The organism is Caulobacter sp. GW821-FHT12D05 (assembly GCF_058807295.1).
In genome coordinates, this window is the sequence record NZ_JBXAQO010000002.1 from 1,033,663 (window position 1) to 1,047,594 (window position 13,932).

Sequence of the window (13,932 nt, forward strand, 5' to 3'; positions counted from 1 at the left end):
CAAAGGACAAAGACGATGAGCAAGACTTTCGAAGGCAAGGTTGTGGTGGTGACCGGCGGCGCCAGCGGCATCGGCCTGGCCACGGCCAAGCGCTTCTCCGAACTGGGCGCTTCGGTCTACGTGACCGGCCGCCGCGAGGCCGAACTGGCCGCCGCCGTGAAGGCGATCGGCGGCGACGTGACCGGCGTCCAGGGCGACGCCTCCAAGCTGGCCGACCTGGACAAGCTGTATGATGCGATCCAGCAGCGCCACGCCCATATCGACGTGCTGGTGCCCAACGCCGGTGGCGGCGACATGCTGCCGCTGGGCGCGATCACCGAGGCTCAATACGAGGACATCTTCGGCCGCAACGTGAAGGGCGTGATCTTCACCGTGCAGAAGGCCCTGCCCCTGCTGCGCGACGGCGGCGCGATCGTGCTGATGGGCTCGACGGCCGCGGTGCAGGGCACGCCGGCCTTCAGCGTCTACGGCGCTTCGAAAGCGGCGGTGCGCAACCTGGCGCGCGGCTGGACCGCCGACCTCAAGGACCGCCAGATCCGCGTCAATGTCGTCTCGCCCGGACCGATCAAGACGCCGGGCCTGGTCGAGCTGGCCGGACCGGAGGCCGCCGCCCAGCAAGGCCTGCTGGACTTCATGGCCAGCCAGATCCCGCTGGGCCGCGTCGGCGACCCGTCCGAGATCGCCAAGGCCGTGACCTTCCTGGCGTCCAGCGACGCCAGCTTCATCGCCGGCGCCGAACTGGTCGTCGACGGCGGCATGACGCAAGTCTGAGGAGGATCGAGATGACCATACAGCAGCTGCTGACCCGCAATCTGCACGAGGTGTTCGGCGAGGGTGACGCCGACCGCCGCCGGGCGGTCGCCGACGAGATCTTCGCCGACGACATCGTCTTCCACGGCCCGAAGGGTTCGACCTATCGCGGTCGCGAGGCCATCGTCGAGATGGCCGGCGCGGTCCGGGCCTCGCACCCGACCTTCGCCTATACCGAGACCGCCCCGGCCCAGGCCAATGCCGACAGCGGCATGATCGCCTGGGTCTCGGGCCCGCCTGGGGAGCCGTCGCGCTATGCGGGGGTGGACTTCATCCTGGTGCGGGATGGGAAGATCGCGGCGATCTACCTGTTCCTGGATGGCGAGGGGTAGCGGCCAACTAGGGCGGCGTCGGGTCTAGAACTCGACGTCGTCCTCGTTGATCTCAGCGTCACCCTCGCCGCCCATGGCGTTCTCGAGGCTGTCGATGATGTCGTCCATCTGGTCGGTGGTGATCGAGACGTAGATCGACTCGCCGCCGATGGCCGAGACCAGGAGGCGGTAGCCGTCCTCGGTTTCCTGCAGGCTGAACGATTGGAGCGGCAGGAGCTTGGCCATGGGGGATCCTTCCCGGAAAAACGAGGCGCTCATCTAGAGACCCAAAGGTCCTACTTCAACGCCCCTCGGCGCAGCATGGCCACATGGGTGGCGATCAGCGGCTCGCGATCCACCCACGGGAACTCCGGCCGGGCGATCAGCAGCGAGACCAGGCCGTGCAGGCCGGCCCACAGCGACTGGGTCGCGGCCATGACGTCGCCGCCGGCCATCAGGCCCTTGGCGTGCAGCTCGCTCACCATCTCGACGAAGACGTGGAAGACTTCCTTGCCCGCGATCATCGGGCGGCCGCCGGTCTTCTCCAGAAACGAGCCGTCGACGCTCTTCTCCAGCATGAAGGCCACGCGGTAGGCGTCGGGATGCTCCAGCCCGAAGTCGATATAGACCCGCAGGCAGCGCTCGAAGTTCTCCGGCGTCGGGGTGTAGTCGACCCGCGCCAGCGCCATCTTCTGCCCCAGGATCGCGAAGGCCCGCACGCACAGCTCGGCGGCGATGTCGTCCTTGGTGGCGAAGTAGGCGTACAGGGCCGGCTGCGAGATGCCGGCGATCTCGGCGATCTGGCGGGTCGAGACGGCGTGGACGCCCTTCTGGGCGAACAGGCTCTGGGCGGCGTCGAGGATCTCCTCGCGGCGCTCAGCGCCCTGGCCCTTGGGTTTACGCGGGGAACGGGTCTTCATCCGACGTCCTTGACCACCGGTCTGCAAGCTTGACAAGCAAGCATTATCGATCACTGATAACTTATCATCGATCGATGTGGAACAGCTTATGTGGCGGAACCGGTTTCTGGCTTCGACAGCCGTGGTCATGACCGTGGCCTTGGCCGGCTGTGGCGACAAGCCCAAGACCGATGAGCCGGTCGCGCCCACCCCGGTCGAGGCCGCGCGGGTCGCCGCCCCCGGAGCGTCCGGCGCGGTCACCGGCGCCGGCACGCTGGAACGCCGCCGCGAGATGGCCCTGTCGTTCCGCATCCCCGGCGTCCTGACCGCCCTGCGGGTCGAGGCCGGCGACCGCGTCCAGGCCGGCCAGGCCATCGCCGCCATCGACCCCGCCGGCGTCGACGCCCGCCAGCAGCAGACCTCTGCCGACCTCGAGCGCGCCCGCCGCGACGTCGAGCGTGACAAGGCGCTGTTCGACAAGGGCTATGTCAGCCGCCAGCGCATCGACGACCGCACCAGCGCACTGAAGGCCGCCCAGGCCGCCTATGACGCCGCCCGCTTCGACCGCCGCTGGGCCAGCCTGGTCTCGCCGGTCTCCGGCGTCGTGCTGGAGCGCCGAGCCCAGGCGGGCGAGGTCGTGGCCGCCGGCCAGGTGGTGGCGCGGGTCGCCGACCTGACCTCGCCGCTGGTCCTGCGCCTGCCCCTGGCCGCCCGCGACGCCGCTCGCATCCGGGTTGGCGACACAGCCCAGGTCACGGTCGAGGATCTCGGCGGCCAGCCCCTCAACGGCCGTGTCACCCGCGTCGGCGAGGCCGCCGACACCCGCACCGGCGCGATCAGTGTCGAGATCGAGCTTTCGGCCCCGCCGGCCGACTTGCGCTCCGGCCAGGTGGCGCACGCGACCTTGCAGGTCCGCACCCCGACGGGCGCTGCGGCCGCCTATGCCCGCATCCCCGCCGAGGCGGTGCTGGAGGCGACCGGTCAGCGGGCCTTCGTCTACCGCTTCGACGGCGGCAAGGCGCGGCGCACGGCGGTGACCTTCGGTGGCTTCGACGGCGACGACGCCTTGGTCTCGGGCCTGCCGGGCGGGACCCAGGTGATCACCGCCGGGGCCGGCTTCGTCGCCGACGGCGAGGCCGTGCGGGTCATCGATCCCACCCATCTGGGTCGCTAGAGCCATGACCTTCGACCTGGCGACCTTCGCCGTCCGCCGCTGGCAGTTCACGCTGGTGGCCTTCGGCCTGCTGATCATGCTGGGCGTCAACGCCCTGACCAGCGTGCCGCGCTCGGAAGACCCGCACTTCCCCACCCCGATCGTCATCGTCCGCGCGGTGCTGCCCGGCGCCGAGCCGTCCGAGATCGAGCAGCTGATCGTCGACCCGATCGAGGACGCCGTCGACGGGCTGGACGACATCGACAAGGTCGAGTCGACCGCCGTGGACGGGGCGGCGGTGATCCGCGTCCACTTCACCTGGAACGTCGACACCGAACGCAAGTTCGACCAGGTCGTGCGCGAGGTGAACGCCATCCGCGGCGCCCTGCCGGCCGGCGTCCAGCGGCTGGAGATCGAGCGGATCCGCACCACCGAGGTGTCGATCGTCCAGGTCGCTCTGACCTCGGACATCATGCCGATGCGCCGGCTGGAAAAGACCGCCGACCGCCTGCGCGAGCGCCTGGACCGGGTGCCGGGCGTGCGCGAGGCCAAGTACTGGGGCGCGCCGCCGTCGCAGGTGCAGGTTACCCTGGACCTGGCTCGCCTGTCCGCGCTGCGCCTGCCCGCCACCGCCGTCGCCGACGCTCTGAGGCAGGCGGGAGCCGAGGCCCCCATCGGCGCGGTGCAGGCCGGAGAGCGCCGCTTCAACGTCAAGTCTGGCGGCGCCTTCCACGACCTGGCGACCATCGCCGACACGCCGGTGCGCTCGATCGGCGGCCAGGTCACCCGCGTGCGCGATGTCGCCACCGTCGCCTGGGCACAGGCCGAGCCCTCGCACCTGACCCGCTTCAACGGCAAGCGCGCCATCTTCCTGACCGTGAACCAGAAGGACGGCCAGGACGTCGCCAAGATCACCCAGGGCGTGCAGCAGGTGCTGGACGACTACGAAAAGACCCTGCCCGCCGGGGTGAAGATGGAGCGCGGCTTCGTCCAGGCCGAGAACGTCCGCCACCGGCTGAACAACCTGTTCCGCGACTTCGGCATCGCTCTCGCCTTGGTGCTGATCACCCTGCTGCCGCTGGGGCCGCGCGCGGGCCTGGTGGTGATGGTCTCGATCCCGCTGAGCCTGCTGATCGGCCTGACCATGCTGCAGGCGTTCGGCTTCACCCTGAACCAGCTGTCGATCGCCGGTTTCGTGCTGGCCCTGGGCCTGCTGGTCGACGACAGCATCGTCATCACAGAGAACATCGCCCGCCGGGTGCGCGAGGGTGAGGACCGGGTCGAGGCGGCCATCAACGGCACACGCCAGATCAGCCTGGCGGTGCTGGGCTGCACGGCGACCCTGATGCTGGCCTTCCTGCCGCTGATGGCCCTGCCGGCCGGGGCGGGGGCCTATATCAAGTCGTTGCCGGTGACGGTGCTGTGCACCATCGCCGCCTCGCTGCTGGTCTCGATGACCATCATCCCGTTCCTGGCCAGCCGCCTGCTGGACAAGCACTCAGACCCCGAGGGCAACGCCCTGCTGCGGGCGGTCAATGACGGCATCCACCGCTTCTATCGGCCGGTGCTGCATCGGTCCCTGGCGCGGCCGTGGCTGACCCTGGCCATCCTGCTGGCCATCTGCCTGACCACCCTGCCGCTGGTGAAGCTGATCGGCTCGTCGCTGTTCCCGGCCGCCGAGACCCCGCAGTTCCTGGTCCGCGTCGAAACCCCCGACGGGTCGTCCCTGGCCCGCACCGACCAGGCCCTGCGCTACGTCGAGGCGCGCCTGAAGAAGGAGCCCGACGTCGCGTGGGAGGCCGCCAACCTGGGCCGCGGCAATCCGCAGATCTTCTACAACCGCAGCCAACGGGAAAGCGCCACGACCTTCGCCGAGGTGTTCGTCAGCCTGAAGGCCTGGGAGCCGGGCAAGAGCGACAAGGTGCTGGACGGCCTGCGCAAGGACTTCGCCAACTATCCCGGCGCGCGGATCAGCGTCGTCACCTTCGAGAACGGCCCGCCGATCGACGCCCCGGTGGCCATCCGCCTGACCGGCCAGAACCTGGAGGTGCTGAAGGCCCTGGCCGCCCGCACCGAGGCGATCCTCAAGGCCACCCCGGGCACGCGCGACGTCACCAACCCGATCCGCCTGGACCGCACCGACCTCGACCTCGGCGTCGACGAGGCCAAGGCCGCCGCCCTGGGCGTGCCCGCCGGCGCCGCTCGCCGTGTCGCCCGCCTGGCCTTGTCCGGCGAGGAAACCGCCCGCTTCCGCGACCCGGACGGCGACGACTACGCCGTGACGGTGCGGCTGCCGATGGCCCAAGTCGACGGCGCGGCGCGTAACCCGCTATCGGCGCTGAAGGGCGTCTATGTCCCGACCGCCGACGGCCTGGCCGCCCCGCTGGACGCCATCGCCACGCCGAAACTCAAGAGCAGCCCCTCGCGTATCGACCGCTTCGACCGCGAGCGGACGGTGACCATCAGCTCGTACGTCCGCACCGGCTTCCTCGCCTCGGCCGTGACGGCGGAGGCCCAGGCGCGGCTGGAGAAACAACTGCCCCTGCCACCGGGTTATCGCCTGTCGCTGGGCGGCGAGGCCGAGGCCGCCTCGGAGAGCTTCGCCGGCCTTGGCGCGGCGGTGCTGGTCGCCGTGTTCGGCATCCTGGCCGTGCTGGTCCTGGAGTTCCAGAAGTTCAAGACCGCCCTGGTCGTGGCCGGCATCATCCCGTTCGGGGTGTTCGGCGCGGTGCTGGCCCTGGCCCTGACCGGCTATTCGCTGTCCTTCACCGCCACGATCGGCGTGATCGCCCTCATCGGCATCGAGATCAAGAACTCGATCCTGCTGGTCGACTTCACCGAGCAGCTGCGGCGTGAAGGCATGAGCCTGCACGACGCCATCGAGAAGGCCGGCGAGGTGCGTTTCCTGCCCGTGCTGCTGACCTCCGTGACCGCGATCGGCGGCCTGCTGCCGCTGGCGGTGGAACGCTCGGGCCTCTACTCGCCCCTGGCCATCGCCATCATCGGCGGGCTGATCACCAGCACCCTGCTGAGCCGCGTGGCGACGCCGGTGATGTACTGGCTGACGGCAAGGGGGAAGGCGGAGGCGGCTTAGGGGCATCCTCCTCACCCGTGAAACGGGGGGAGGTGTCACGATGCGAATACGCATCGCGACGGAGGGGGCGCTTACGATCCCTTTGAAACCTTGGCTCTCACCTCCGGCAATGTCCGTGAAGTTCGGTCTCCGGGCGTAGTGAAGTGAACCTTTATGGGCCTTCTCGGAACGCCGCGACCTCACCTGGTAGTTCGAAGACGTAGCGTAAAAACATCTCAGTGAAGAGGCGTAGGGGACGCGCGTCCTCCTCCGTAAAATCCTCGGGGTCGTGAAGCGCTTCATTCCCCTCGACCCTCACATGATCGGCCCAGTCCTTCATGTCGGGGGTGATGCGATGCTGTTCGTGCAGCCATTGAAGGCGCTTGAAGAACGTGAGGCCTTTAGGAACTCCATCCAGGGCCTTCGTCGCAATATCAAGTGCAGATCGATACATCGCGACCGCAGCGTTCCAACTGTGCTGCCTAAAGGCCACTTCTCCTTCTAAGAACCGCCTAGCGACATTCTCCGGCGAATGGTTCGGCGCACTGAATTCGCCCCGCTGAGGCCATAGGTTAAGCACCTCGAATTTATCCTGGAGGTTGGCCTTTCCAATCGAAGAGGGTGCATTGGGATAGCTATTGGCCCTCAGCATTGCCGTAATTGGCTTCCCGCATGAGCCACAGAGCAAGGTCACGTACCAATGATACGACGTATCGCGGACAGCGCCTTCCCAGACTTGAGAGGCTGCGACCTGGTTGATCGGACAATGCGGACAGTTGATCATCAATACAGGCAAGTTGCAGCCCTTCCGAGAAACACCATGAATTTGCGGTGAGTCGCCAAAAGCCAACAGGTGCGGCATGTCTACAATGGCCTGACCTTCTCGCTTTCCCCTTTGCCGACACTCCGAAACGCCCCCTCTGTCACGTCGCCTATCGGCGCCGCGCCACCTCCCCCGCAAGCGGGGCAGGAGGAGAGCCTCGCGCCCCTTGCCTATTATACGATCGTATAGCAACCTCCTCTCCTACTCTTGGGGAGAGGGATCATGGCCGACACCACCAGCCGCGACGCGGTGATCATCGGCGGGGGTCATAACGGCCTCGTCTGCGCCTTCTACCTGGCCAAGGCGGGCTTGAAGGTCACGGTCTGCGAGGCCCGCGGCGTGGTCGGCGGGGCGGCGGTGACCGAGGAGTTCCATCCCGGTTTCCGCAACTCGGTGGCCAGCTACACGGTCAGCCTGCTCAATCCCAAGGTCATCGCCGACATGGGCCTGCACGGCTACGGCCTGACCTTCCTGGAACGGCCGATCTCCAACTTCCTGCCGATCAGCGACGACAAGTACATCAAGCTGGGTGGGGGCCTGGAGCGCACCCAGGAAGAGTTCCGCAAATACAGCCGCCGCGACGCCGAGGTGCTGCCGGCCTATTACGCCATGCTGGACGAGATCGGCGACGTGCTGCGCGACTTCGCCCAGGAGACGCCGCCGAACCTGGGCGACGGCCTGCCGGGCATGCTGCGAGCTCTGCGCCAGGGCGGGCGGTTGGCCTTCCTCTCCCGTGAGCGCAAGCGCGACCTCTTGGACCTGTTCACCAAGAGCGCCCGCGACGTGCTGGACGGCTGGTTCGAGAGCGATCCGGTCAAGGCCGCCTTCGGCTTCGACGCCGTGGTCGGCAACTTCGCCAGCCCCGACACCCCCGGCTCGGCCTATGTGCTGCTGCACCACACCTTCGGCGAGGTGAATGGCAAGAAGGGCGCCTGGGGCCACGCGGTCGGCGGCATGGGCTCGATCACCCAGGCCATGGCCAAGGCGTGCGAGGCGGCCGGCGTCGAGATCCTGCTGAACGCGCCGGTCGAGGGCGTCCACGTGGACGGGACCAAGGCGGTCGGCGTGCAGCTGGTCGATGGCCGCCAGATCATGGCCCCGATCGTCAGCGCCAACGTCAATCCGGCCATGCTCTACAAGAAGCTGGTCCCGCCCTCGGCCCTGACCGCCGACTTCCGCAAGACGGTCGACGGCTACAAGAACGGCTCAGGCACCTTCCGCATGAACGTGGCGCTGTCGGAGCTGCCCAGCTTCACCTGCCTGCCCGGCCGCGAGACCGCCGAGCACCACCAGTCGGGCATCGTGATCGCCCCCAGCCTGGACTACATGGACGCCGCCTATCGTGATGCGAAGGCCGAGGGCGTCAGCAAGGCCCCGATCGTCGAGATCCTGATCCCCTCGACCATCGACACCTCGCTCGCGCCTCCCGGCCAGCACGTCGCCAGCCTGTTCTGCCAGCAGTTCGCGCCGACGCTGCCGAACGGCCGCAGCTGGGACGACGAGCGCGAGGCAGCGGGCGACCTGATCATCGACACGGTCGACCAGTGGGCGCCGGGCTTCAAGGCCTCGGTGCTGGGCCGCACCCTGCTGTCGCCGCTGGATCTGGAGCGCAAGTTCGGCCTGATCGGCGGCGACATCATGCACGGCCACATGTCGCTGGATCAGCTGTGGGCCACGCGGCCGTTCCTGGGCCACGCCAGCCACCGTGCGCCGATCAAGGGCCTCTACATGTGCGGGGCCGGCACGCACCCCGGCGGCGGCGTCTCGGGCAATCCAGGTCGCAACGCCGCGCGCGAGATCCTGCGCGACAAGGACTTCGCCACCGCCGTGAAGCTGTCGGTGGTCGGGCGATGACCGCGATCTCCAACGAGGACCCACAAGCGGACTGGGGCCTGCCGGGTTGGATCTACGGCTCCGAGCGGTTCTTCAAGGAAGAGCAGGACAAGATCTTTCGCCCCTCGTGGCAGATCGTCTGCCACCTGAACGACATCCCTAAGCCCGGCGACTTCCACACCTTCGACTTCGTGGGCGAGAGCCTGGTCGTGGTGCGCGGCAAGGACGGCGGGGCGCGGGCCTTCGCCAATGTCTGCCGCCACCGGGGCGCGCGGTTGCTGGACGGTCCCGTCGGCCACTGCGGCCGGATCGTCTGCCCCTACCACGCCTGGACCTACGACCTGGAAGGCCGGCTGATCGGTGTGCCGATGCGCGACGACTATCCCGCCCTGCAGATGCACGAGCAGGGCCTGGCCAAGGTCGAGACCGAGATCTGGCGCGGCTTCGTCTTCGTGCGGATCGAGGGGGAAGGCCCGTCGGTCGCCACGATGATGGCCCCCTACGAGGACGAGGTCGCCCACTACCGCTTCGAGGAGCTGCAGCCGTTCGGCCGCGTCACCCTGCGGCCGCGCGAGGTCAACTGGAAGAACATCAGCGACAACTATTCCGATGGCCTGCACATCCCGATCGCCCACCCCGGCCTAACGCGACTGTTCGGCAAGGGCTACGGCGTCGAGGCCAAGACCTTCGTCGACAAGATGTGGGGCCAGCTGATCGACGAGCCGTCGCGCAATCCGTCCGAGCGGCTGTACCAGGACCTGCTGCCCGACGTTCCGCACCTGCCGGAGGATCGAAAGCGCCTGTGGACCTATTTCAAGCTGTGGCCGAACTTCGCGTTCGACATCTATCCGGATCAGGTGGACTTCATGCAGTTCATCCCGGTCTCGGCCACGAAGACGATGATCCGCGAGATCGCCTACGCGCTGCCGGATGAGCGGCGCGAGATGAAGGCGGCGCGCTATCTGAACTGGCGCATCAACCGTCAGGTCAATGCCGAGGACACCGAACTGGTGGCGCGCGTGCAGCAAGGCATGGCCTCGCGGACGTTCACGGCGGGACCGCTGGCGACGAGTGAGGTCAGCTTGCGGAGCTTTGGCCGGAAGATGCGGGCGCTGGTTCCGGAGAGCCGGCTGGAACGGCCACCGGAGGGGTGGTGAGGATCGCAAGAAGCCCCCTTTCCCCTCGATGGGGGAAGGGTTGGGGATGGGGGTGCTCGCACGGCGACCGCCGTATCACCCCCACCCAACCCTCCCCCATCGAGGGGGAGGGCTAAGCCATGCGCGCCGCCTTCACCCGTGAAGCCCCCGATGTTCGCCGTCAGGCCCTGGTGGCCGCCGCCGAGACCGTGCTCGCCCGCGAGGGCGTCGGCGGAACCTCGGTCCGCGCCATCTGCGCCGAGGCGGGAGTCTCGCCGGGTCTGCTGCGGCACTATTTCGAGGGTGTCGACGAGCTGATCGCGGCGGCCTACGAGGCCGTGGGCCAACGGATCGATGCGGCGCTGGATGCGGCCTTGAACGCCGCCGGTCCCACGCCGCGCGAGCGCTTGCTGGCCTATCTGACCGCCAGCTTCGCGGCCCCGGTGCTGGATCCCCAGCTGCTGGCCGCCTGGATCGGCTTCTGGTCGCTGGTGAAGACCAAGCCGCGCATCGCCGCGATCCATGCCGCGTCGTACGCGGACTTCCGGGCGCGACTGGAAACGCTTCTGGCAGACGCCAACGCCCGCGACACGCGGCTGGCGGCCATCGCCCTGACGGCGACCGTGGACGGACTGTGGCTGGAGCTGTGCCTGGACCCGGCGACCTTCGCCCCCGAAGAGGCGGCGCGGATCATCGGTCGCGCGCTGGAAGGCTGGTTAGAAGGATAGAACTCCGGTCTTCCCGACAATGCCGGTTCAGGGAGACGTCGGGGCGCGCTGTCATTGCAGCGCCATTCCCACCACCCCAAACACCTCGGCGACCAGCTGTCACCGGGAAGACCGGATGCCCCCTATGGGGTGGAGCGCGGTAGACTTCGCGCTCCAGAACTCTGAACTTTAAGCCGCCGCGACCTGATGGGCGGCGCGATTGCGGCCCCAGGCGGGGGTGCGCACTTCGGGCTCGTCGACATGGATCTGAGCCTTGCGGCCCTGGGCGATCATGTGACGCGCCAGCAGCTGTGCCAAGCCCTCGGCCTCGTGTTGCGACGAGTACGAACCAATCAGCTCGGCCGAGTCGTTCCAGGTCACATGCCACACACCGGCGACCGGGCGGACGTAGTAGTGATTCTCGGTCATGAAGACCTCCTTGGACGTACTCAACGTGACGCTAACCACGCAGACATGACAGTTGTTTCGCTATCGCACAACAAAATTGCGCTGCGATGCACAATGCATCATCCGGACCAAGTCAGGCTGTGCAGTTATTCACCTCCGCTCAGGGTTCATTCTTAACCACGACGCCGCCCTTCATGACCTTGGGCACGCGGGTCAGCACCGAGACGTCCGCCAGCGGATCACCGGGCACCGCGATCAGGTCGGCGTAGCAGCCGGCCACGTCGCAGCCGACCTGGCCGGTCTTGCTCATCAGCTCGGCCGCGACCGTCGTCGCCGACTGGATCGCCTGCATGGGCGTCATGCCGTACTTGACCATATAGGGTAGTTGGCGGCCGTTCAGTCCGTGCGGATAGACGCCGGCGTCGGTGCCGTAGGCGATCTTGACCCCGACCTTCACGGCCTTGCGGAAGCCGTCGCGCTGGGCCTGCGTGGTCTCGTAGTTCTTGCGCAGCGTCTCGGCGGGCCAGCCGTGGGCCTTGCCGTATTCGTCGATCCAGTCGCCGTCATAGATGTCGGCCACCAAGAACACACCCTTGGCCTTCATCATGGCGATGGCCTCGTCGTCCATCAGCGAGCCGTGCTCGATCGAGCGGACGCCGGCCTTCATCGCGACCTTCATGCCATTGGCCCCGTGGGCGTGGGCGGTGGCGTAGGTGCCGCGCTTGGCGGCCTCCTCAACGGCGGCGCGGATCTCGTCTTCGCTGAGCTCCAGCTGGCCGGGCTCGGTGCCGACGGTCAGCACCGCGCCCGTAGCGATCAGCTTCAGGAAGTCGGCCTTGTGCGCCAGGATGTTGGCGGCCTTGCGATGGGCGTCGGCGGCGTCCTCGACCACGCCCACCCGCATCTCGGCCGGGATGCCGACGTCAGCGGCGATGCCGGTCACCTCCCCGCCCCCGCCGGGCACGGTGATGTAGGCTCCCGCCACCGACATGCGGGGACCAGGCACCAGACCATTGTTGATCGCATCGCGCAGGGCCACGTCGCCGAACGCTCGCCAGGTCCCGACGTCACGCACGCTGGTGAAGCCGGCCATCAGGGTCTTGCGCGCATGGTCGGCGGCGATGAACGACTGGTAGGCGGCCGTGGTCAGCAGCGGCTCGGCGATGTTCTCGGTCTGCTCCTGGTCGACCAGATGGGTGTGCATGTCGATCAGGCCGGGCAGAACGGTCAGCTTGCTCCAGTCGGTGACCGGGCCGTCCTTGGGCGCGACCTTCCACGGCGTGACCGCGGTGATCTTCTCGCCCTCGATGCGGATCAGCTGGTCGGTCAGCACCTTGCCGGCCTGGGGATCGACCAGCGCGCCAGCATGAACGTAGGAGATCTGGGCGGCCAGCAGCAGGGCGACGATCATGTGAGAGCCTCGGGAACAGGACGCGCCGCGCGGGCGGTCAGGAAGCGGACGGGCAGGCCGGCGATCAGCAGCACCAAGCCCCACAGGGTGGCCTGGGCGCCGGCGCCGTAGAGGGTCCAGATCGAATACAGCGCCGCCAGGATCGCGAGCACGGTCAGGCCCATCGTGGCCGTCATCCGCTTCTGCTGCTGCAGGCGCAGGGCCGCCAGGGCGCTGAACAGGTAGGTGAATAGGCTGGCCGAGGTCGCCAGCAGGGCGATGAAGGTGAAGAGATCGGCCATCGACTTGGCGTAGTTCATCAGCACCAGGGCGGTCAGCAGGGCGCTGGACAGCACGTGGGCCCGCACCGGCGTGCCGCGCTTGCCGGCCTTGCCCAGCCAGGCCGGGAACACCCCGTCGCGGGCCATGGCGTAGGGCATCTCGCCCTGCAGCAGCACCCAGCCGTTCAGGGCCCCGAAGGCGCTGATCGCGGCGAAGGCGGCCAAAACGAGCCGCAGGTCGCCGCCGCCGTGATAACCGACGAAGTCCGCGAACGGGGCGTTGGAGCCCTTCAGCAGGTCGGCGGGCGACAGCAACACCACCGCCGAGCAGACGACCAGATAGATCAGGCCGGTGAAGGCCGTGCCGTACAGCGTGGCCTTAGGAATGGTCTTGGCCGGCTCATGCACCTTGTCGGCGGGCACGGTGGCCGACTCCAGGCCCAGCAGGGCCCACAGGGTCAGGGTGGCGGCGGCGGTGATGCCGCCCGCCGACAGCTGCGAAGGCTCGAACGGCGTCACCGCCGCCCCGCCCCTGCGCGCGAAGACGACGACGGCCAGGCCGGCCACGGCGATCAGCGGCAGCAGCTTCAGGATGGTGGCCACGACCTGCAACCGCCCGGCCGACCTGGAGCCCCAGCAGTTGACCGCCGTCAGCCCCCAGACCAGGGCGACGGTGACCAGGGCGTGCAGGCCCGGCGCGGTGGCGATGGCGGGCGCGAACACCGACAGATAGCTGACGCAGCCGACCGCGATCGCCGCGTTGCCGACCCACATCGAGATCCAGTAGGCCCAGGCGACCATGAAGCCGGCTGTCGGCCCGAACGCTTCCTGGGTATAGGCCAGCGGCCCGCCGGCGCGCGGGAAAGCCTCGGCCAGCTTGGCGAAGACGAAGGCCAGGCACAGCGCCCCGCCGATCGTCAGCAGCCAGGCGATCACGGCGTTCCAGCCGTACGGCGCCAGCGAGGCCGGCAACATGAAGACGCCCGAGCCGATCATGTTGCCCACGACCAGGGCCGTGCACATCCACAGGCCCAACGGGCGGGCGCTCGACGACGCCATGTTTCCCCCTAACGCGACTCTAAAACAAAGGGGCGGCCCTTTGCGGACC

At 68.2% G+C, this 13,932-nt stretch carries 13 protein-coding genes and 1 pseudogene; 8 read left to right on the forward strand and 6 right to left on the reverse strand.

Annotated features, from left to right (window positions below):
- Positions 1-15 precede the first annotated feature (15 nt).
- Positions 16-771 carry an SDR family NAD(P)-dependent oxidoreductase gene (locus AC1RRR_RS12255; protein WP_492813374.1) on the forward strand — a complete coding sequence of 252 codons (756 nt, stop codon included), beginning with the start codon at positions 16-18 and terminating at the stop codon, positions 769-771.
- Between the two features lie 11 nt (positions 772-782).
- Positions 783-1,142 carry a nuclear transport factor 2 family protein gene (locus AC1RRR_RS12260; RefSeq protein WP_492813375.1) on the forward strand — a complete coding sequence of 120 codons (360 nt, stop codon included), beginning with the start codon at positions 783-785 and terminating at the stop codon, positions 1,140-1,142.
- Between the two features lie 24 nt (positions 1,143-1,166).
- Here the strand turns inward: AC1RRR_RS12260 and AC1RRR_RS12265 are convergent, their stop codons facing one another.
- Positions 1,167-1,367, reverse strand: coding sequence for a hypothetical protein (locus AC1RRR_RS12265; protein WP_454717695.1), 201 nt, complete (start codon positions 1,365-1,367; stop codon positions 1,167-1,169).
- Positions 1,368-1,417: 50 nt separating this feature from the next.
- The gene (locus AC1RRR_RS12270) at positions 1,418-2,041 is read right to left on the reverse strand and encodes a TetR/AcrR family transcriptional regulator (RefSeq protein ID WP_492813377.1); all 624 of its coding nucleotides are present in this window, start codon (positions 2,039-2,041) and stop codon (positions 1,418-1,420) included.
- A gap of 76 nt (positions 2,042-2,117) precedes the next feature.
- Between AC1RRR_RS12270 and AC1RRR_RS12275 the strand changes: the two genes are divergently transcribed.
- Entirely contained in the window at positions 2,118-3,194 is a 1,077-nt protein-coding gene (locus AC1RRR_RS12275; protein ID WP_492813378.1) for an efflux RND transporter periplasmic adaptor subunit, read from the forward strand.
- 4 nt (positions 3,195-3,198) lie between these two features.
- Positions 3,199-6,267, forward strand: a complete 3,069-nt coding sequence (locus AC1RRR_RS12280; RefSeq protein ID WP_492813380.1) for an efflux RND transporter permease subunit — start codon at positions 3,199-3,201, stop codon at positions 6,265-6,267.
- 151 nt (positions 6,268-6,418) lie between these two features.
- Here AC1RRR_RS12280 and AC1RRR_RS12285 read toward each other — a convergent pair whose 3' ends face one another.
- Entirely contained in the window at positions 6,419-7,108 is a 690-nt protein-coding gene (locus AC1RRR_RS12285; protein ID WP_492813381.1) for a DUF4145 domain-containing protein, read from the reverse strand.
- 51 nt (positions 7,109-7,159) lie between these two features.
- Between AC1RRR_RS12285 and AC1RRR_RS12290 the strand changes: the two are divergent.
- The 4 genes and pseudogenes from AC1RRR_RS12290 to AC1RRR_RS12305 all read left to right on the forward strand — a co-directional run.
- Positions 7,160-7,258: pseudogene (locus tag AC1RRR_RS12290) on the forward strand (hypothetical protein); the annotation flags it as partial.
- A gap of 33 nt (positions 7,259-7,291) precedes the next feature.
- Positions 7,292-8,923 carry a phytoene desaturase family protein gene (locus AC1RRR_RS12295; protein WP_492813382.1) on the forward strand — a complete coding sequence of 544 codons (1,632 nt, stop codon included), beginning with the start codon at positions 7,292-7,294 and terminating at the stop codon, positions 8,921-8,923.
- Entirely contained in the window at positions 8,920-10,059 is a 1,140-nt protein-coding gene (locus tag AC1RRR_RS12300; RefSeq protein WP_492813384.1) for an aromatic ring-hydroxylating oxygenase subunit alpha, read from the forward strand. Before AC1RRR_RS12295 ends, AC1RRR_RS12300 begins: the two co-directional genes overlap by 4 nt.
- Before the next feature lie 119 nt (positions 10,060-10,178).
- Positions 10,179-10,766, forward strand: coding sequence for a TetR/AcrR family transcriptional regulator (locus tag AC1RRR_RS12305; protein ID WP_492813385.1), 588 nt, complete (start codon positions 10,179-10,181; stop codon positions 10,764-10,766).
- Between the two features lie 168 nt (positions 10,767-10,934).
- On the opposite strand, the gene AC1RRR_RS12310 is transcribed toward AC1RRR_RS12305, so the two are convergent.
- From AC1RRR_RS12310 to AC1RRR_RS12320, 3 genes are all read right to left on the reverse strand, one after another.
- The gene (locus AC1RRR_RS12310) at positions 10,935-11,174 is read right to left on the reverse strand and encodes a hypothetical protein (RefSeq protein WP_492813386.1); all 240 of its coding nucleotides are present in this window, start codon (positions 11,172-11,174) and stop codon (positions 10,935-10,937) included.
- Between the two features lie 139 nt (positions 11,175-11,313).
- On the reverse strand, positions 11,314-12,564 hold the full coding sequence (locus AC1RRR_RS12315; protein ID WP_492813388.1) for a metal-dependent hydrolase family protein: 1,251 nt from the start codon (positions 12,562-12,564) through the stop codon (positions 11,314-11,316).
- The gene (locus tag AC1RRR_RS12320; protein ID WP_492813390.1) at positions 12,561-13,883 is read right to left on the reverse strand and encodes an amino acid permease; all 1,323 of its coding nucleotides are present in this window, start codon (positions 13,881-13,883) and stop codon (positions 12,561-12,563) included. Before AC1RRR_RS12320 ends, AC1RRR_RS12315 begins: the two co-directional genes overlap by 4 nt.
- Between the last annotated feature and the right edge of the window lie 49 nt (positions 13,884-13,932).

Excerpts from the sequence above, each read along its gene's own strand:
- AC1RRR_RS12255 (WP_492813374.1), top strand. The coding sequence starts at position 16 with ATGAGCAAGACTTTCGAAGGCAAGGTTGTGGTGGTGACCGGCGGCGCC.
- AC1RRR_RS12260 (WP_492813375.1), top strand. The coding sequence starts at position 783 with ATGACCATACAGCAGCTGCTGACCCGCAATCTGCACGAGGTGTTCGGC.
- AC1RRR_RS12265 (WP_454717695.1), bottom strand. The coding sequence starts at position 1,367 with ATGGCCAAGCTCCTGCCGCTCCAATCGTTCAGCCTGCAGGAAACCGAG.
- AC1RRR_RS12270 (WP_492813377.1), bottom strand. The coding sequence starts at position 2,041 with ATGAAGACCCGTTCCCCGCGTAAACCCAAGGGCCAGGGCGCTGAGCGC.
- AC1RRR_RS12280 (WP_492813380.1), top strand. The coding sequence starts at position 3,199 with ATGACCTTCGACCTGGCGACCTTCGCCGTCCGCCGCTGGCAGTTCACG.
- AC1RRR_RS12285 (WP_492813381.1), bottom strand. The coding sequence starts at position 7,108 with ATGCCGCACCTGTTGGCTTTTGGCGACTCACCGCAAATTCATGGTGTT.
- AC1RRR_RS12295 (WP_492813382.1), top strand. The coding sequence starts at position 7,292 with ATGGCCGACACCACCAGCCGCGACGCGGTGATCATCGGCGGGGGTCAT.
- AC1RRR_RS12300 (WP_492813384.1), top strand. The coding sequence starts at position 8,920 with ATGACCGCGATCTCCAACGAGGACCCACAAGCGGACTGGGGCCTGCCG.
- AC1RRR_RS12305 (WP_492813385.1), top strand. The coding sequence starts at position 10,179 with ATGCGCGCCGCCTTCACCCGTGAAGCCCCCGATGTTCGCCGTCAGGCC.
- AC1RRR_RS12310 (WP_492813386.1), bottom strand. The coding sequence starts at position 11,174 with ATGACCGAGAATCACTACTACGTCCGCCCGGTCGCCGGTGTGTGGCAT.
- AC1RRR_RS12315 (WP_492813388.1), bottom strand. The coding sequence starts at position 12,564 with ATGATCGTCGCCCTGCTGCTGGCCGCCCAGATCTCCTACGTTCATGCT.
- AC1RRR_RS12320 (WP_492813390.1), bottom strand. The coding sequence starts at position 13,883 with ATGGCGTCGTCGAGCGCCCGCCCGTTGGGCCTGTGGATGTGCACGGCC.